At 62.0% G+C, this 17,725-nt stretch carries 17 protein-coding genes and 1 riboswitch; of the genes, 8 read left to right on the top strand and 9 right to left on the bottom strand.

Features of this window, described 5'->3' with window-relative positions; genetic code table 11:
* Window positions 1-27: 27 nt before the first annotated feature.
* The 5 genes from thiD to ACJD00_RS00305 all read right to left on the bottom strand — a co-directional run bounded on the left by thiD (window position 28) and on the right by ACJD00_RS00305 (window position 4,979).
* Window positions 28-1,464, bottom strand: a complete 1,437-nt coding sequence (gene thiD / locus ACJD00_RS00285) for a bifunctional hydroxymethylpyrimidine kinase/phosphomethylpyrimidine kinase (protein WP_418907987.1) — start codon at window positions 1,462-1,464, stop codon at window positions 28-30.
* On the bottom strand, window positions 1,461-2,102 hold the full coding sequence (thiE, locus tag ACJD00_RS00290) for a thiamine phosphate synthase (protein ID WP_418907988.1): 642 nt from the start codon (window positions 2,100-2,102) through the stop codon (window positions 1,461-1,463). The genes thiD and thiE overlap by 4 nt, the downstream gene beginning before the upstream one ends.
* A gap of 11 nt (window positions 2,103-2,113) precedes the next feature.
* On the bottom strand, window positions 2,114-2,899 hold the full coding sequence (gene thiM, locus ACJD00_RS00295; RefSeq protein WP_418907989.1) for a hydroxyethylthiazole kinase: 786 nt from the start codon (window positions 2,897-2,899) through the stop codon (window positions 2,114-2,116).
* Window positions 2,889-2,983, bottom strand: a riboswitch (TPP riboswitch). Its footprint overlaps the gene before it by 11 nt.
* 35 nt (window positions 2,984-3,018) lie before the next feature.
* Window positions 3,019-3,381, bottom strand: a complete 363-nt coding sequence (locus ACJD00_RS00300) for a GntR family transcriptional regulator (RefSeq protein ID WP_418907990.1) — start codon at window positions 3,379-3,381, stop codon at window positions 3,019-3,021.
* Window positions 3,378-4,979: a hypothetical protein gene (locus ACJD00_RS00305; RefSeq protein WP_418907991.1), complete on the bottom strand. Its 1,602-nt coding sequence runs from the start codon at window positions 4,977-4,979 to the stop codon at window positions 3,378-3,380. The genes ACJD00_RS00300 and ACJD00_RS00305 overlap by 4 nt, the downstream gene beginning before the upstream one ends.
* A 95-nt stretch (window positions 4,980-5,074) precedes the next feature.
* Between ACJD00_RS00305 and ACJD00_RS00310 the strand changes: the two genes are divergently transcribed.
* Entirely contained in the window at window positions 5,075-6,508 is a 1,434-nt protein-coding gene (locus ACJD00_RS00310; protein ID WP_418907992.1) for an aldehyde dehydrogenase family protein, read from the top strand.
* A 69-nt stretch (window positions 6,509-6,577) separates the two neighbouring features.
* Window positions 6,578-8,026 (top strand): amino acid permease, encoded by a 1,449-nt coding sequence (locus tag ACJD00_RS00315; RefSeq protein WP_418907993.1) that lies wholly within the window; start codon window positions 6,578-6,580, stop codon window positions 8,024-8,026.
* A gap of 3 nt (window positions 8,027-8,029) precedes the next feature.
* Here ACJD00_RS00315 and pgm read toward each other — a convergent pair whose 3' ends face one another.
* On the bottom strand, window positions 8,030-9,631 hold the full coding sequence (gene pgm / locus ACJD00_RS00320) for a phosphoglucomutase (alpha-D-glucose-1,6-bisphosphate-dependent) (RefSeq protein WP_418907994.1): 1,602 nt from the start codon (window positions 9,629-9,631) through the stop codon (window positions 8,030-8,032).
* A gap of 54 nt (window positions 9,632-9,685) precedes the next feature.
* On the opposite strand from pgm, the gene ACJD00_RS00325 reads away from it, so the two are divergent.
* The 3 genes from ACJD00_RS00325 to ACJD00_RS00335 all read left to right on the top strand — a co-directional run bounded on the left by ACJD00_RS00325 (window position 9,686) and on the right by ACJD00_RS00335 (window position 11,082).
* The gene (locus ACJD00_RS00325) at window positions 9,686-10,051 is read left to right on the top strand and encodes a DUF4190 domain-containing protein (RefSeq protein ID WP_418907995.1); all 366 of its coding nucleotides are present in this window, start codon (window positions 9,686-9,688) and stop codon (window positions 10,049-10,051) included.
* A gap of 76 nt (window positions 10,052-10,127) precedes the next feature.
* The gene (locus ACJD00_RS00330) at window positions 10,128-10,871 is read left to right on the top strand and encodes a hypothetical protein (RefSeq protein WP_418907996.1); all 744 of its coding nucleotides are present in this window, start codon (window positions 10,128-10,130) and stop codon (window positions 10,869-10,871) included.
* Window position 10,872: 1 nt separating this feature from the next.
* A complete protein-coding gene (locus tag ACJD00_RS00335; RefSeq protein WP_418907997.1) occupies window positions 10,873-11,082 on the top strand; it encodes a helix-turn-helix domain-containing protein in 210 nt (69 codons plus the stop codon).
* A gap of 62 nt (window positions 11,083-11,144) precedes the next feature.
* Here ACJD00_RS00335 and ACJD00_RS00340 read toward each other — a convergent pair whose 3' ends face one another.
* Window positions 11,145-12,602, bottom strand: a complete 1,458-nt coding sequence (locus ACJD00_RS00340; RefSeq protein WP_418907998.1) for a peptide MFS transporter — start codon at window positions 12,600-12,602, stop codon at window positions 11,145-11,147.
* 52 nt (window positions 12,603-12,654) lie between these two features.
* Entirely contained in the window at window positions 12,655-14,004 is a 1,350-nt protein-coding gene (locus ACJD00_RS00345; RefSeq protein WP_418907999.1) for an amidase, read from the bottom strand.
* A gap of 66 nt (window positions 14,005-14,070) precedes the next feature.
* On the opposite strand from ACJD00_RS00345, the gene ACJD00_RS00350 reads away from it, so the two are divergent.
* Window positions 14,071-14,397: a rhodanese-like domain-containing protein gene (locus ACJD00_RS00350; protein ID WP_309410270.1), complete on the top strand. Its 327-nt coding sequence runs from the start codon at window positions 14,071-14,073 to the stop codon at window positions 14,395-14,397.
* Window positions 14,394-15,317 carry a prephenate dehydratase gene (pheA, locus tag ACJD00_RS00355; RefSeq protein WP_418908000.1) on the top strand — a complete coding sequence of 308 codons (924 nt, stop codon included), beginning with the start codon at window positions 14,394-14,396 and terminating at the stop codon, window positions 15,315-15,317. Before ACJD00_RS00350 ends, pheA begins: the two co-directional genes overlap by 4 nt.
* On the opposite strand, the gene ACJD00_RS00360 is transcribed toward pheA, so the two are convergent.
* Window positions 15,318-16,361 (bottom strand): diacylglycerol/lipid kinase family protein, encoded by a 1,044-nt coding sequence (locus ACJD00_RS00360; RefSeq protein WP_418908001.1) that lies wholly within the window; start codon window positions 16,359-16,361, stop codon window positions 15,318-15,320. It lies immediately after the preceding gene.
* Window positions 16,362-16,399: 38 nt separating this feature from the next.
* Between ACJD00_RS00360 and serS the strand changes: the two genes are divergently transcribed.
* Entirely contained in the window at window positions 16,400-17,677 is a 1,278-nt protein-coding gene (gene serS, locus ACJD00_RS00365; RefSeq protein ID WP_309410267.1) for a serine--tRNA ligase, read from the top strand.
* Window positions 17,678-17,725: the final 48 nt, after the last annotated feature.

The following is a 17,725-nucleotide window of genomic DNA, read 5'->3' on the forward strand; positions in this document are numbered from 1 at the left end:
TTCCGCCATGGCCGGAATTGGCCTCGCCTATTCTACGCGGGCGGCCGCCTGGGCGAAGAAGTACAGCTCATGGCGGCTTGAACGTTCGAAGGCGAGCCACATGCGCTGACGGGTGGCCGCATCGGCGCGTCGCCATGCCGCGCGGACAAGATCGATCGCCTTGGTGGTGGCCGCGTCGAATTCCGGGGAGGAGTACTCGGCCAGCCACGCCGCATAGGGGTGCTCTGGATGACTGGCGGCCGCTAGACATTGGCCCACGTCCTGGTAGATCCAGTAGCAGGGAAGGATTGCGGCGATCAGCTCGGAATAGTTGGCGGTGCAGCTGCTGAGGTGGTTGACGTAGTTCAGCGTGGTTTCCGACGGGGTATCGCTGAAGTGCGGCAGGAAGCCGCGGTGCAGTTCCATTTCCCCGTCGAGGATGCCCGTGCAACCGATGGCCCAGAAGCGTTGGGCCTCGATGTCGCTGGAGATCTCACTGGCGCGGGCCAGTACCTTGGCGTAGGTGCGCAGGTAGAGGGCATCTTGGTTGATGTAGTAGTCGAAGTCCGCGCGCGGTAACGTGCCATTGGCGAGCTGGCGGATGAACTCAAGGTCGTCAATCTGCGCCCGAATATCCGCGATACGCTCCCACCATTCGAGCATCGGATCGCCCGGCTGCGAACCGGCGGCGCGGTGCAGCGCGCCGAGGTGATCCACCGGGCCGTGCCCGGAGCCGACCTGCAGGCTCGCCGCCCCTGAGATGGCTTCGGCGAGGTAGCTTTTGGCCATCTCCAACGCCTGCGACCAGTCGGATGTCGCGGCGTAGTAGGTGGCCAGCGCGGAGGAAAGTGTACACCCGGTTCCATGCGTGTGAGTTGTATCTATGCGCGGAGAAGAATATTCGGCGAGAACGCCATAGGCCCCTACAAGGGCATCCGGGCAGCTACTGGAGTTCAGATGGCCACCCTTGGCCACGACGAGCACATCGTGGCGATCGGCCAGCTGCCGCGCAAGCTCAATAACTTCTTCCCACCGCTCTGGGACGGGTTGGCCGCTGAGAGCGGCCAGCTCGTCGATATTCGGGGTCAGCACCGTGGCGCGGGGAAGCAATTGTTGCAATGCCGCCGTGGCGTCCGCGTCGAGTAGCGAGTCTCCGCTGGTGGCGATCATAACCGGGTCGAGCACCACCGGCACCTCGATGTGAGCCAGCCAGTCGGCAACCTGCGCGATGACTGCGGCATTGGAGAGCATCCCGATTTTCACCGCATCGATCCGCACGTCCTCGCTGACCGCACGGAGCTGCTCACCGACGAACTCTGGCTCGATGGCATGGACAGACCGTACACCTTGGGTGTTCTGGGCGGTCAGTGCGGTAATGACGCTCATGCCGTAGCCGCCGCAGGCGGCGATGGTTTTCAGGTCGGCTTGGATCCCGGCGCCGCCCGAGGGGTCGGATCCGGCAATAGAGAGAATATTCAGGCTCATCGGGCGGACTCCCAAGCGTCGATCAGTTCACGGGTTGCGGTTTCGGGGCTTTGTGCGGCGCAGATTGCGCGAACCACGGCCATGCCGGCGGCTCCGCCTTGACGCAGGGCGCTGGCGTCCTGCGCGGTCAGGGCGCCGATGGCGACGCAGGGAAGATCTACCCGACCGGCAGCACGCAGGAAGCCATCGATCCCAATAGGTGTTGGGTGGTCTTTTTTGGTTGGTGTGGCTCGGATGGCTCCGACGCCCAGATAGTCGATGGCCTGCGCATCACGCGCGGCTTGGGCCAGCTGATCGTCGGAGGAGGCGCTGAGCCCGATAATGCCTTCGCCAATCAGCGTGCGGGCCACCCGAACCGGAAGATCCTTCTGCCCGATGTGGATACCGGTGACCGCGGCACCCGCCGCACGGGCGGCCAAATAGACGTCGATCCGGTCGTTGATCAGCAGTTCGGCTTTGCCCTCGGTCAGTTCGGCGGCCGCGATGGCCAGCTCATAGAATTCCCGCGCGGTTTCCTCTTTCGCGCGCAATTGCACCCACTGAATGCCACCGGCGACCGCCTGCGCGATCACTTCAAGGGTGCTATGCGGGGTGCAGCTTGCCGTATTTGCCACTAAGTAGGGGCCAAGTTCACGCATTCAACAGTCCTCTAATGCTTCTCATGTCGTACGAAGTCGATGTCACTGGGCGTTACCTCGCCCAGCTCATCTAGAAAATTCACTGCAAAGCTTCCAGGTCCGCGGGAACGCGACCACGCACGTTCGGCGGCTAGTCCATACCAAGCGTGGGCGGACACGGCCGCTTCAAAGACCTCGTCGCTGGCGGCGACCATGGCGGCCGTGAAGGCTCCGAGGGCACACCCGCCGCCGGTAACCTTGGTCAGCGCCAAACCATCGGTATGAACGAGGGTGATGCGGTGGGCCTCGATGATGGCATCGGCCGGACCGGATATGGCAACGACGCTGCCGTAGCGGCGCGCTAGGTCGGTCCCGGCATCCATTGCGGCCGTGACGCTGTCGGTGGAATCAACGCCGCGGCCGGCGGATTCAAAGCCGGCCAGTGCGAGGATCTCCGAGGCATTGCCGCGGATCAGGGTGGGCCGAGCTGGCAGCAGGCTGCGGGCAAAATCGGTGCGCTCGCCAAGGGCACCGACGGCCACCGGATCAAGAATCCATGGGGTGTTTGCCTCGTTGGCCCCGGCAACCGCCTGCTCCATGGCGCGCATTTGTTCGGTGGTCGGGGTGCCGAGGTTGACCAACACCGCGGAGGCCACCTTGGCAAATTCGCGGGCTTCCCCGGGCAGATTGGTCATCGCGGGGGCCGCGCCAGCGGCCAGCAATACATTTGCCGTGAAGTTGCTGACCACCACGTTGGTTAGACAGAACACCAAGGGTTGTTGCGCGCGCATGCGTTCGGCAACGACAGATAGTCTCATGCGACATCCCTCCGCTAGTTTGACCTAGTTCAGGTTCAACGGGTCTCATCTCAGTCGGCGGCGCCGACACCCCGTGTCACTCGATGCGAGCGTACGTAACCTCGCGGCAGATCACAAATTCATGACCGGCGCCGAATAAGCGCGATCAGTGTGGTCTCATCGACGCCTTGGGCTCGTGCCAAGGCAAGTAGGTCATCCACGGCCTGCAGGATATCCCGCTCCATATGCGGTTTAGCGTGACCGGCGGCCACCACCGTGCCGGCCCGTCGCCGTGACTGCACCAGGCCTTGAGCCTCGAGTTCCTTATAGGCGCGCGCGACGGTGCCGGTTGCCACGCCTAGATCGGTGGCCAGCGCGCGAACCGTGGGGAGTCTGCTCCCCTCGGGTAGCTCGCCTAAGGCGATGAAGGTGGCGACCTGGCTACGGATCTGCTCGTAGGGAGGTAACGCAGCATCCAGGTCCACGGTAATCTTGGCGCTCATCGAATCCCTACAGAGCTGGATCTCTGCATCTTGGGGGTTGCCGGGCGCTGCAAGGCCAGCACGGCGGGTGCAAAGCAGATCACCACGCCGACTAATCCGAAATCGTTCAACAGTTGATACCCCAGTAGCAACATGGACACGATGGCCCCGGTCACCACGCGGAGCGAGCGGAATTCCAGAACCTGCCGGTACCAGATTTCTTGCTGCGCGGTGACGTTCCAGGGGATCTTTGTTGCACGGATGAGCGCACAGAAACCCGCATATGCCGCGACAAGCGCGCTAACTAAGACGAGCGGGATCCACCAGGTAGGGGTGACAAAGCCCCACAACATATCTAGCGGGGGATTTAGCAGGAAGTAGAGGGTTACTGCCACAGCAATTCCGGCGCTGATATAGGTCCATCGGGGCAAGGGGGCCGATGGCCTGGCCAGATGCCCCAGAGTTCGCGTCCGAATGATCATGTAGAGCAGGTACGCGGCGTTGATCAGTAGATACAAGAAGGCTACTGCCGTGATGAGGAGCAAAATAGCCGTGGTGCGTTCAGCCGTGGGCATGCTTGCAGGTCCGGTGCTCGGCAACATCTGCCAGAAGGCGGCGGCTACCAGTAGAGCCAGCGTAGCGCTCATGTACTGCACCGCGAATAGTTGTTCACGCAGCCGTCCGAAGGGGGAGATTGCCTGGCGGCGGCGCGCCTCGAAGTTCGTTGGTGGGCGCCAGAGCAACATGCCGAAGGAGATGGCCAGGACGGCGTAGTTCGCCGTTTCGTCCCAGCGGCCGGCAACGCTCTCGAGCCGATCCATATAGTCGATTCCGCCGCCGAGCCCGTCGAGGAACTCTGTAGACCGGTCGTAGAGCCACCGCGCCTTGTAGTGCAAGGCCTGAGCGGCGGTCGTGGCCAGAAGCACGGTCACGGTGCGATACAGCCGGTTGAGCCAGGTGATGCGCAGCAGCCGATTATCGTGTTCGGTGATTCCCTCCAGTGGCTTGCGGCGCAAGATGACCAGTGTGGCGATCAGTGCAACCACCAGAAGCGCCACGAGACTCAATAGCAGGTAGGGCAGCAGCTCCGCGGAATCGCGTAGGCCGGGCTGGGCCGAGTGGGTGATGGAGTAGTTTTCTCCATCGCCCTCGGTGATTTCGGGTCGGGGCGCTAGGCCCGGGACATCACGCACGCTGTGCAGGGCGACGAGGCCGGCGGCAAAGACGCTGAGCATCACCGCAACCAGGGTTTTGGGGATCAAACCCGAGAGCGTGCGTGGTTCGAGGGAAGCGGTGCGTTGCGGAGCAAGCTTGCGGGGCCAGGTGAATTGCCCGGCGAAGTAAAGAAAAGCCACCCACAGTGCGGGGGTGGTGGCAACTCCCACGGCCTCGGGTATACCCAGTGGCTGAGATTCATGCAGTTGGATGCTTTGCAGCGCGTCAAGCGAATTCGCTGAAGTGCTGGCAAAGAAGCCGATCGTTGCGCACCAGAAGGCGTGCCGTCTGGCTAGCTCCAGACGATCTGTGTTCCTTCCCGTCGCTAAGCCGCGCAGAATCACATAGAAAATCAATGCGGCAACGGCAAAGCTACCCAACTGAGCGCTCAAGGGATTAGTCATGGATCCACCTTTCCCCAATTAATGTATCAACAGTTTGATACAAAAGACAGGTTGCCGTCCGCGCGAAGCCCGTCCGGTGCCGTACTCTCATGTTTATGGGCTTGTTTACCTCTACTCCGCTTCCCGAACCGGTGGGCGATCACGCCCCGCCGGTCGATGAACATCCGGCGCGCATCCAGCAGGTCATCGCGAGTTTGCGCCAAGCCTCGGACGCTCGGATCACCCACCCGCGACGCTTCCGTGCACAACAACTGCGCGGCTTGGAAAAGATGCTTCAGGAGCGCGAGGTTGATTTCCTCAGCGCCCTCGAGCAAGACCTTGGCAAAAGCGTCACCGAAGCGAAGTTCACCGAGATTGATGTGGTCAAATCCGAGATTGACTACGCGCAGCGGCATCTTTCCGAGTGGATGGACTCAAGCACCGTCAAGGTTCCGTTGCCGCTGCAGCCAGCCATGGCCAAGGTGGAACCGCGGCCCCTTGGGGTCGTGCTCATCATCGGGCCGTGGAACTACCCCTTGCAGTTGGTGTTGGCGCCGTTGGTAGCTGCTATCGCCGCCGGCAATGCGGCGCTGATCAAACCTTCGGAGGTCGCCCCCGCCACGAGCGGGGCACTGGCCAAATTCTTGCCGCTCTACCTCGATCCGCGGGTCTACGCCGTGTGCGAGGGTGGCAGTGATACGGCCAGCGAACTACTGAGCGCGCGCTGGGATCATATTTTCTTTACCGGCGGCGAGAAGGTTGCACGTATCGTGGCCGCCGCCGCGGCACAACATCTCACGCCCACCACCCTTGAGCTCGGTGGTAAGTGCCCGACCGTAGTGGATAACCACCTGCTGCCCACGGCCAAGCGCATCGCCTACGCGAAGTTCATGAATGCCGGACAGACCTGCGTGGCCCCGGATTATGTCCTGTCCATCGGGGATACCGACGCGTTGGTGGATCGCTTGGGCAAGGCGATCACCTCCTTCTACGGCAAGGAGCCGCTCGCACACCCGGATCTCGGGCGTATTGTGAGCGATCGTCATTTCCAGCGCCTGCGAGGACTATTGTCGATGGGCACCGTGGCCCACGGTGGCACCTTCGATGAGGCAACGCTACGCATTGCCCCGACGATCTTGCGGAACGTCGAGCTAGACAGCGAGCTGATGCGCGAGGAGATATTCGGGCCGATCTTGCCCGTGATCGAACTATCCTCCTTCGAAGAAGCCTTGGATTTCATTGCCGCTCGGCCCACCCCGCTGGCGGCCTACCTAATGAGTGAGAATCCACGGCTGCAGTCAATCTTCTCGGATCGGGTGCGCGCAGGTGCGATTGTTCATAACGCGCCCATGGCGCAAACGATCATTCCGGCACTGCCCTTCGGTGGGGTCGGTGCCAGCGGGATGGGCTCGTATCACGGTCGGCATGGATTCGAGAGGCTTTCGCAGATGCGGCCAGAACTGAGCAAGACCACGGTCATCGACACCTTCAGCACAATATATCCTCCATATTCATGGGCTAAGCGAAAGATTATTGATCGCTTGTTGTAGTGCGCCTCATATCCTTCGGGCCGACTCGAGTGGTTAGCTTGCAGAGGTCAAAAACCTAGGAGGAACTTAATGAGCCAGTCGGCGCCGCAACAGGACGGCCTGCATCGCGGACTCAAAGCACGTCATATGCAGATGATCGCCATCGGCGGTGCGATCGGTACCGGGCTATTTGTGGCATCGGGCGGAACCATTGCGCAGGCTGGGCCGGCCGGAGCGTTGACCGCCTATGCGCTGATTGGCCTGATGGTGCTGCTTTTGATGCAGTCGCTGGGAGAGATGAGCGCCCGCCTGCCCGTGGCTGGCTCCTTCCAAACCTACGCGTCGGTGTTCGTCAACCCGTCCTTTGGCTTTGCCATCGGGTGGAACTACTGGTTCAACTGGGCGATTACGGTGGCCGCGGAACTCGTAGCCGCCGGAATCGTGATGTCGTACTGGTTGCCCGACGTACCCGGCTGGATCTGGGCGGGAGTCTTCCTTGTGCTCCTGACGGGTTTGAATGCGCTCTCGTCCAAGGCCTTCGGTGAGGGTGAGTTCTGGCTTGCGGCGATCAAGGTCACCACCGTGGTGGTCTTCCTGATCTGCGGTGTGTTGATGATCGTCGGAATCCTCGGTGGCCAATCGCCGGGCTTCAGTCACTGGAGCGAGGGCGATGGGCCCTTCGTCGGCGGCTGGCTGTCGATCGTTTCGGTGTTCATGATTGCCGGCTTCTCCTTCCAGGGCACCGAGCTGATCGGTATTGCCGCGGGTGAGGCAGAGAACCCGCGGCGCGATGTGCCGCGCGCCATTAAGGCCGTGTTCTGGCGCATTATGCTCTTCTACATCGGCGCCATCTTCATCATCGGCACGCTCATCAGCTACACGGATCCCTCGCTACTCTCCTCGGGTGAGGCCGATATTGCCTCGTCGCCCTTCACCCTGGTCTTTGAGCGCGCGGGCATCGCCTTCGCCGCCGCACTGATGAATGCGGTGATCCTCTCGGCCATTCTGTCGGCCGGAAACTCCGGGCTTTATGCCTCGACGCGTATGTTGTACTCGATGGCCCGCGACGGCAAGGCGCCGAAAATCTTCGGTCGCGTCAACCGTCGTGGTGTGCCGATTCCGGCCATGCTGCTCACCGCATCGGTAGGGCTCTTCGGCTTCCTCACCGCCGTGGTGGGGCAGGGCGCGGCCTACACCTGGCTGCTGAACGTGTCCGGGCTTTCCGGATTCATTGCATGGGTGGGCATCGCGGTGTGCCACTACCGTTTCCGGAAGTCCTACATCGCCAGTGGCCAGCCCCTGAAAGACCTGCCGTACAAGGCCCCGTTCTTCCCCTTTGGCCCGATCCTTGCATTTGCCATCTTGATCGTGGTGATCGCCGGGCAGAACTACGAGGCGGTGGTCTCCGGACACGTTCTGGAGGTGGTCTCCAGCTACATCGGCTTGCCGATCTTCCTGCTGCTCTGGTTGATCCACTGGCTTGCCACACGCCATAGCGTCCGCGCAGCCTTCGACCCCTGGAAGCTCGAGGTTAACTAACCTCTAGCTCTCCAGTGCCGCATCGACAATACGTTTCGCCTCGCTGAGCACCTCTTGCAGGTGCTCAGCCGAAACCCAGGATTCGGCGTAAATCTTGTAGAGGTCCTCGGTTCCCGATGGGCGGGCGGCGAACCATGCGTGCTCCGTGGACACCTTCAAGCCACCGATCGCAAAACCGGCTGCCTCGGTAGCCTTGGAGGTAATCGGATGTCCCGCCAGCTCGGTGGCCGGGACATCCTCGGGCGAGAGCTTCGAGAGCTTTTCGCGTTGAACGCGCCCGGCCGGGGCATCAAAGCGGGCATAGTGGCTTGCCCCGTACTCCGACACCAGCTCGGCATGACGCTGACTCGGCGTTTTGCCAGTAACCGCGAGAATCTCGCTGGCGAGCAGGGCCAGCATGATGCCATCTTTATCGGTGCTAAAAGCCTTACCCTCCCGATCCAGGAAGCTAGCTCCGGCCGACTCCTCACCACAGAAGGCCACTTGACCCTGAGCCAGTGGTTCGACGAAGTACTTAAAGCCCACCGGCACCTCATGCAAGGTTCTCCCGAGTCCGGCGACCACGCGGTCGATGAGCGCGGAGGACACGAGGGTTTTGCCGATGCGCAGACTCTGATCCCACCCCGGTCGGTGGGTCACGAGGTAGTCGATGGCCACGGCCAAGAAGTGGTTCGGGTTCATCAGTCCGGCATCCGGGGTGACAATTCCGTGACGGTCGGCATCGGCGTCGTTGCCCGTGGCGATATCGTAGCGATCACGGTTGCCGACTAACGAGGCCATCGCATAGGGACTGGAGCAGTCCATGCGGATTTTGCCGTCCTTATCCAGGGTCATGAAGCCAAAGCGGGGGTCTACTGACTCGTTGACCACGGTCATGTTCAATCCGTAGCGTGCGGCGATTTCACCCCAGTAGTGCACCGAGGCACCGCCCAAGGGGTCGGCCCCAATCCGAATTCCCGCTGCGGCGATGGCCGGAAAGTCGATGACCTTGGCCAGGTCGGTGATGTAGAGCTCGCGGAAATCGAAGGGCTCGAACGTCGCCTGAGCGCGCTTGATCCCTGCCGGGTCGGCGAGAAGCTCATTGGCGCGCGCCGCAATCCAATTGGTGATATTTGATTCCGCGGGACCACCATGCGGCGGGTTGTACTTGATGCCGCCGTCGGCCGGCGGGTTATGTGACGGGGTGATGATCAGGCCATCGGCCTGCGCGTCGCCGCGCTCGTTGTGGACCAAGATGGCGTGGCTGACCGCGGGGGTGGGCGCCAGGCCGTCCTCGGCGAGCACCTGCACGGAATTGCCGGCGAGCACCTCCAGAGCGGTGATGAAGGCCGGGGCGGAGAGCGCGTGGCTGTCCTTACCCACATACATCGGCCCGGTGATCCCCGCCCCGACGCGGTAATCCACGCAGGCCTGGGTAATAGCCGCAATATGTGCCTGGTTGAAGGTGCCGTTCAGGGAGCTTCCGCGATGCCCCGAAGTTCCGAAAACCACCTGTTGATCAGGGTTATTAGCGTCCGGAGTGAGCTCGTCATAGGCGGCGAGCACCGCCTCTAGATCGATCAGGTCTACCTCGAGTGCTAACTGTCCTGCGCGTTCGTGTGCCATGCGGCTCCTTCGGGCTCGTGCATTTTGCAACAGTTCATAGAAGAATAGCCGGTGATGAGTTACTACCCATACCCCATGAACCAGCCGCAGCGTCCGGAGCCCACCGGTCTGTCGGTGGCTTCCTTGGTGCTCGGACTTGTGTCCATGGTGGGGCTCTTTATTATCATCCTAGTGCCCTTGGCCGGAGTGATTACCGGACATTTGGCCTACCGTCGGGAGCCAGCGGGTCGCTCGCTGTCGCTACCCGGGCTGATTACCTCGTGGGTTGGGGTGGGCCTAGCGCTGTTATGTTACGCCTTCTTCTTCTGGATGTTCTGGGCGATGTCCACGACCTTCTTCGATTTCATCGAGTACTACGACGATTACGAGGGTTACTACCAGTATGAGGATTATGGTGCGGAGTATTCGTTCCTCACCTAAAGTGCTTGTGGTCTTCTGCTCGTGGGCGTATCCTTCACATCGAGTAGCATAACGATTATCGATATGGGGGCGCGCCATGGTCATCGGTGGACTCTTTCTGGGCGTCATCACTCTTGTTCTCACGCTTCTGGTCCTTGGCCTGTCGTCGCCGTGGCCGGCGGAACGTACGGTGCGCTGGATAGCTCGGCTGTCGCTCGTCGCCGCCATCGGTACCGTCGTGCTGGTCGGCTACGAGATAATCGACCTGCTACTTGGTGTGCAGTCGCGAGTGCACATTCCCGTCATGGACTTCTGGCCTGCGAACCTGCCCGAATATGGGCTTGAATTCACCGGTGCACCGGCGACGCTGGATTCAGCGACGATCAGCTCGGCCGACATTCAAGTCACCGGGCTTAGCTGGTCGACCACCCTCTTGTTGGTGGCCGGGCTGTTGGGCAATGGACTCGGGGCTTTCACCGTCGCCCTAGGCATGCGTCGTTTGGCTCTGAAGATCAACGCCGGAGAGCCCTTTGCCGCCTCTTTGCGCCGGACCGGTCGTTGGGTGGCAACTTTGCTCCTGGCGAGCTCGATCCTTGGACCGCTGCTCTATGGAATCGGTGCGGCGCGAGCCAGCGAGGAAGCCTTGAAGTTCACAGGCTGTTCCGCGACGAACATCAGCTGCATGGATTATCTGCCGCAGCCGGGAATGGGCATTGAATTTTCCTTCGCAGGCCTGATGTCAGCCATGGGAATTTTGCTGGTTGTGGAACTTGTCGCCATTGGAATGCAGAAAAACGCGGAGAATCTGGCACTGAAGAACGACCTCGACGGACTTGTCTAGCGTGAGCTCCATACGCTGCCATCTTGATGAACTACTCGCCGAGCGCGCGATGTCCCTAGTGGAGTTGAGCCAACGCATCGGCATCAGCGTGGTGAACCTGTCGGTGCTCAAGAACAATCGCGCGAAGGCGATCCGGTTCAGCACACTGCTGGCGATCTGCGAGGAACTGCAGTGCACAATCGGTGAGCTACTCGACATCGACGAGGACTAAAAGCGCCGCTGGCCGCGATCCCCGAATGGGAATCGCGGCCAGCGGCGCACTCATGCAGGATCTTAGCGAACCGATCCCATGAGCTTCTTCAGTGCGGGAGTTGCCGCCATCATGCACACGCCCAGCACGATCGCCGTGCCGCCCATGGCAATGAAGTACGGGATTTCATTGCCGGGGGTGTAGTAGCCGGCCAGCACACCCGAAAGCGTGGTGCCCAGGGAGACCGACAAGAAGAACAGTGCCACCATCTGCGTGCCAAAGGCCGCCGGGGCCAACTTGGTAGCCACTGCCTGCCCAATGGGGGAGAGCAACAGTTCGGCCACCGTGCACAGGAACAGGATGCCCACGAGCGCCAGCAACGGAGTCATCGTCAGCGACTCAAGCGGGATGAAGCACAGGAAGGCGGATCCGACGATTACGAGGGAGAGGCCAAACTTCACGGCGGTGTGCGGCTGACGCTTGCCCAGCTTCGTCCACAGGGCCGCGAAGGCGCTGGCCATCAGGATGATGAACACCGGGTTGATCGACTGCACCCAGCTCGGTGGCATCTCCCAGCCGCCAAGGTGACGGTCGAGACGCGTATCCGAGTATGCGGCGATAAAGGTGAACTGCTGCTGGAACAGTGCCCAGAATCCCGCCGAAGCGATGTAGAACGGGATGAAGGCCCAAACGCCCTTACGCTCGGTCTCGGTGATCTGCTTACTGCGCAGGATCAGGAAGAAGTACAGCGCGCTGGCCGCGATGACCACGTAGGCAATGACCTGAGCCAGGTTCTCGGGGGTCACCAGGCCGGAGAAGAGCGATGCCAGAATCACCACGAGGATGCCAGCCAACAGCAGGGCGTAACGCTTGCGCTGTGCCGCAGGTAGCGGGTTAGCCACGTGGCGCACCGTATCGGGCAGGTTCTTGCGCCCCAGAGCATAGATGGTCAAGCCCAGCGCCATGCCCACGGCCGCAGCGCCGAAGCCGACGTGGAAACCAAATTCCTTATGCAGCAGCCCGGTCAGTAGCGGGCCGATGAGGCCACCGATGTTCACGCCCATGTAGAACAGGGAGAAGCCCGCATCGATGCGCGGATCCTCTTTGTCATAGAGCGAGCCAACCAGCGAAACGGCATTGGCCTTCAGGCCGCCAGAACCGATGGCCACGAAGATCAGACCAACGCTCAAACCCACGAACCCGGGCAGCAAGGCCAGTGCGATGTGGCCGATCATGATGCCTACTGCGGAGATGAACAGTACGCGTTCCGGGCCGAGCAAACGGTCCGAGGTCCACGCGCCGAGGATCGTCGAGAGGTATACCGCACCACCGTAGGCGCCGACCAGGGAGAGGGCCAGTGACTTGTCCATGCCGAGGCCGCCGTCGGCGACGGAGTAGTACATGTAGTACGCCAGTAGCGCCTGCATGCCGTAGAAGGAGAAGCGCTCCCACATCTCGACGCTGAACAGGTTCGCCAAAGCTCCGGGATGACCGAAGAATGTTTTACCCGTTCGTTGGGTGTTGGAAGTAACAGTAGACATGCGTTACATTTTTCGCCTTATTGGTTGCAAATGCCCACTTTTGCGATGAAGTTCACAGGAGCAGCTGGTGGGCCAATCCCAGGAGCAAACCCTCGTCCCCGCGCGGAGAAATCAGCTGGATAGACATTGGCATGCCGTCGATAGAAGTACTAACCGGAACGGAAATTGCCGCCGCCGAGGAGACGTTGACCATGGAGGTGTATGGGGTGTATTGGCACTGCAGGCGATAGTCGGTGTCCGCATCATGCGCCGTGTAGTAGCCGATGGGTGGCGGAGCGCTGGCCATGCCCGGAGTGACCACCACATCAAAGGCTGACCACTGCGTAATGAAATCGGCCCCGATCTGGCGGATGCGCGTGGCCGCCTGCAGGCCTTGGGCCAAGGGGCGAGCCATGGAACGTCGACGGAACTCGCGGGCGAGGGTCCCGAGCAGGGACTCATCGCAGACCGGCAGGCTCTTGAGCGAATTGGTCCACACCATGGCAAAGGTCTGCGGGTAGTCCTCGGCATAGTTGAAATTGGCAGGTTCCACCCGGTGCCGTTCATTCAGGAGCTTCAAGCCCCGTTCGAAAGCCTGGCGTGCGGCCGGCTCGAGGCTGATCGGGTAAACCGGGTCGAAGGGGGACAGCGCCGAGTACCCGATGTTCAGATTGCGCAGCTTGTGCGCATAACCACCCTGCAACTTTGGCAGGTAGTGGTCCACCCCGAGCATCGCGTCGAAAAACATGGCGGCATCGAGGGCATCGTGGGCCATCGGCCCGGAGACCGTAAATTTGGGGGCCCCGAAGGAATCGTTATAACCATCAACCACGTCGCTGGGCACCCTGCCCAGAGAGGGTTTAAGCCCAACCAGCCCACAGGCTGCCGAGGGAATCCGTACCGATCCGCCGCCGTCGCTTCCGGCCCCCACCGGAATCATTCCGGCCGCAATGGCAGCGGCCTGTCCTCCCGAAGAGCCTCCGGAAGACAGCCTCGAGTCCAAGGGATTGCGCGACGGGGCGGCGACCAGATTCTCCGAATAGGTACTCAAACCGAATTCGGGCACCTGCGTCTTGCCGACAATGACCGCGCCCTCGGCACGCACCTGGGCCACCAAGGGATGATCGGCCATGGCGATCTGTGCTTCCATCGCCTTCGACCCGTAGGTGGTGGGCATGCCCATTACCTCGTTGAGGTCCTTGAAGGCGGTCGGCAGCCCGTGCAATCGCCCGAGATCACCCTCCGCAAACCGTGCGTCGGCCTTATCCGCCGCCTGCAGGGCGCCCTCCGGGTCGACATAAACGAAGGCTCCGAGCGAATCCAGCTGTTCGATCTTGTGCAGGAATTCCTCGGTGACCTCGCGGCTGGAGCGCTCGCCGGAGGCCAGCTGGTTGCGCAAGGCTAGGGCGGATCTCGTCGTCATGTCGGCTTTCGGCGTATGGGTAGTTAGTCTTAACAGCAAACACCCAATGCGAGAGGAACGCCAGCCATGAGCGATTTTGAGACTGTTACGGTGACCCAGGTACCGAATGGCGCGCTGATCCTGGATGTACGCGAGGACTTCGAATGGGAGGCCGGGCACGCCACCGGTGCCAAGCACATCCCGTTGACCCAGCTACCCGAGCGCGTCACCGAGCTTGACCCAGATACCGACACCTACGTCATCTGCCGTACCGGTGGCCGCTCCGCGCAGGCCGCGGCATGGCTGACCGGGCTGGGCTACACCGCCTTTAACGTGGCCGGTGGCTCGGATTCTTGGATTGAGGCCGGGTTGCCGATGGAAAGTGAGAACGGACAGGAACCCACCGTTCGATGAAATATGCCTATCTAGGGCCCGCCGGCACCTTCACCGAGGCCGCCCTGCTTCAGGTGCCGGGCGCCGATCAGTCCGAGCGACTGCCCGCAGCGAACGTCAATGCGGCGCTGGATGCGGTGCGCTCGGGCGAGGCGGATGCCGCCATGGTTCCCATCGAAAACTCGGTGGAGGGCGGAGTTTCGGCCACGCTCGATGCGATTTCACGCGGTCAGCGTCTGCAGATCGTGCGCGAGGTGCTCGTGCCGATTACCTTCGTGCTGGCCGTGCGCCCCGGGATTACCGCGCTGGAGCAGATCCACAAAGTCTCTACGCACGGGCACGCCTGGGCACAGTGCCGCATCTGGGCACAGGAAAACATCCCGCAGGCGGTTTTCGAGCCGGCCTCCTCCACGGCGGCCGGAGCCATGGGGCTTTTGGACGACGAACAGCATCATCAGGCGGCCTTCTGCTCGCCGCTGGTGGCCGCCGAACGCAACCTGAGCGTGCTCGCCGAGGGCATTGAGGACAACGCCGGGGCCGTCACCCGCTTTATCCTGGTGACCCGGCCCGGAGAGATCCCGGAACCCACCGGAGTGGATAAGACCACGCTGGTGTTGCCGCTGACCGAGGACCGCCCCGGTGCGCTGATGGGCATTCTGGAGCAGTTCACCGCGCGCGGGGTCAACCTCTCGCGCATCGAGTCCCGCCCCACCGGAGCAGGGCTGGGACGCTACTACTTCTCCGTGGACGTCGAAGGCCACCTGGCCGAGGAACGCGTGGCCGCGGCGCTCACCGGCCTACACCGGTTGTGCCCGAGCCTGCGCTTCCTAGGCTCCTACCCGGCCGCCGAAGGCCAAGCGCCGTCGGTGGACTCGCATAACTCGGACACCGCCTTTGTGCAGGCGCGTGACTGGGTCGCCAGCCTGCGCGAACGGCTGTAGCTACCGGGCGCGCAGGCGCAGCGCCGAATGATTCACCCAGACCTCGAGCTCGTTGACCTCACCGGTGGGATCCCCATCGATCTGGGTGTTCATCGGCTCGGCACAGCGTAGCGAAACCGCGGTGGTGGGGTAGATGCTCATCACCGGGATCTTGTTGCGCGCCCGGAACACCGTTTTCAGCATGATCCAGGTCCACCCGGCCATGGAGCGCGGGGAGAGCACCACGGCATCGAGCACGCCGTCGTCAATCCGGGCGTCGGGCACCAGCTCGATGCCCTGCAGCTTGCCGCAGTTGGCGAAGAGCACCGAGCGCACCTTACGCGTCTGCCACCCCTCGTCGGACATTTTGAAGGAAACGCGCTTGCGGCGGCCCGGTAGCTGGCGCAGCCCGGCCTCCGAATAGGCCAGCCAGCCAACTTTGGCTTTGAGCTTTTCGTCGGTTTCATCAAAGAGGTCCGCGTCGGTGCCCACGCCGGCGATGACCAGGAACGCATGGTCGGTCACCTCGCCGTTCAGTAGGTTCAGCTTCATGTGCCCGACGTCGATGCCGCGCACCTTGCCGCGCACCGCGATTAACGCGCAGGTGTGCAGGTCGTCGAGGGGGATATCCACATTGCGAGCCAGCAGATTGCCGGTGCCCAGTGGCAAGATCCCCAGCGTCGCCTCGCTGTGCTCGATGACCTCGGCGGCCGCACGGATGGTGCCGTCGCCGCCCGCGGCCACGATGGTGTCGCAACCGGCATCCAACGCCTTCTGCGCCGCATCCTGCCCCGGGTCATCGGGCGTGGTTTCGAGAATAAGCGGGGGTTCCAAACCAGCTTCGGAACATACGCGGCGGACCGCCTGAATGGCTTCGTCCGCCATTGACTTGGCTGGATTAATGATCAACGCAACCTTGGTTGCATCGCTTTGATCCGCGTGGAGCGGTTCAACGGTGGCGGGTCGGTTGGCCAGCGAAAGCTTGCGCACGGAAAACCAACTGACGCCTGCGGCAATGGCCGCAGCGGCGGCCGAACTGATAATCACTACGCGCTTTGTGTGCATGATGCTCTCATCCTACTCATCGTTGTTACGCTTAAGGGGTGATCGACCTGAAAATGCTCACCGAGAATCCCGAGAAGTACCGCGCCTCGCAGCGAGCCCGCGGTGCCGATGAAACGCTGATCGACCAGCTGCTCGAAGCGGACGTAGCCCGCCGCGAAACCATTGCCTCCTTCGAGTCTCTGCGTGCCGAACAGAACGCATTCTCCAAGAAGGTCGGCAAGGCCAAGGGCGAGGAGAAAGCCGCGCTGCTGGCCGAAGTCAAGGAACTGTCCGCGCAGGTGAAGGCCGCACAGGCCGCCGCCGACGAGGCTGCCGAACGTTGCCTGCAACTGCAGCGTTCCATTCCGAACTTGATTATCGACGGCATTCCTGCCGGCGGCGAAGATGACTTTGCCGTGCTCAAAACCGTGGGAACCATCCGCGATTTCGAGGCCGAGGGCTTCGAACCGGTGGACCACCTGACCTTGGGTCTCAAGCTGGGTGCCATCGACATGGAGCGTGGCGCCAAAGTTTCCGGATCGCGCTTCTACTTCCTCAAGGGGATTGGCGCGCGCCTAGAAATCGCCATGATGAATATGGCGCTGGACCTGGCCTTGCAGCATGGCTTTACGCCGATGATCACCCCTACGCTGGTCCGTCCCGAGACCATGCAGGGCACCGGTTTTGACGTCGCGCACGACGACGAGATCTACAAGCTCGAGCGCGATGACCTGTATCTGGTCGGCACCTCCGAGGTGGCGCTGGCCGGTTACCATGCCGACGAGATTCTGGACCTCTCCGACGGCGCGTTGCGTTACGCCGGTTGGTCCTCCTGCTACCGCCGTGAGGCTGGTGCCGCCGGTAAGGACACCCGCGGCATCATTCGCGTGCACCAGTTCAACAAGCTCGAAATGTTCATCTACACCACCGTAGAAGAGGCCGAGGCCGAGCATGAGCGCTTGCTGGGGTGGGAAGAGGAAATGCTCGGGAAGATGGAGCTGCCGTACCGAGTCATCGACACCGCCGCCGGTGACCTCGGCATGAGTGCCGCCCGTAAGTTCGACTGCGAGGCCTGGGTGCCTACGCAGCAGACCTTCCGCGAACTGACGTCGACCTCGAACTGCACCACCTTCCAGGCGCGCCGCTTGAACATCCGCGAACGCGAAATCGTGGACGGCAAGCCGGGCAAGACCCGTGCAGTGGCTACCTTGAATGGCACGCTCGCCACCACCCGGTGGATCGTGGCCATTCTGGAAAACCACCAGAACGCCGACGGAAGTGTGAACGTGCCAAAGGCGCTGCAGCCTTACTTGGGTGGTCTGGAAGTCATCTCCTAACCACGTACCGTCAATGCATTACGGGGCGCCGATTTCGGTGCCCCGTTT

Origin of the sequence: Glutamicibacter endophyticus (genome assembly GCF_048457885.1) — a bacterium.
In the GTDB taxonomy this organism is placed as follows: Bacteria; Actinomycetota; Actinomycetes; order Actinomycetales; family Micrococcaceae; genus Glutamicibacter; species Glutamicibacter endophyticus.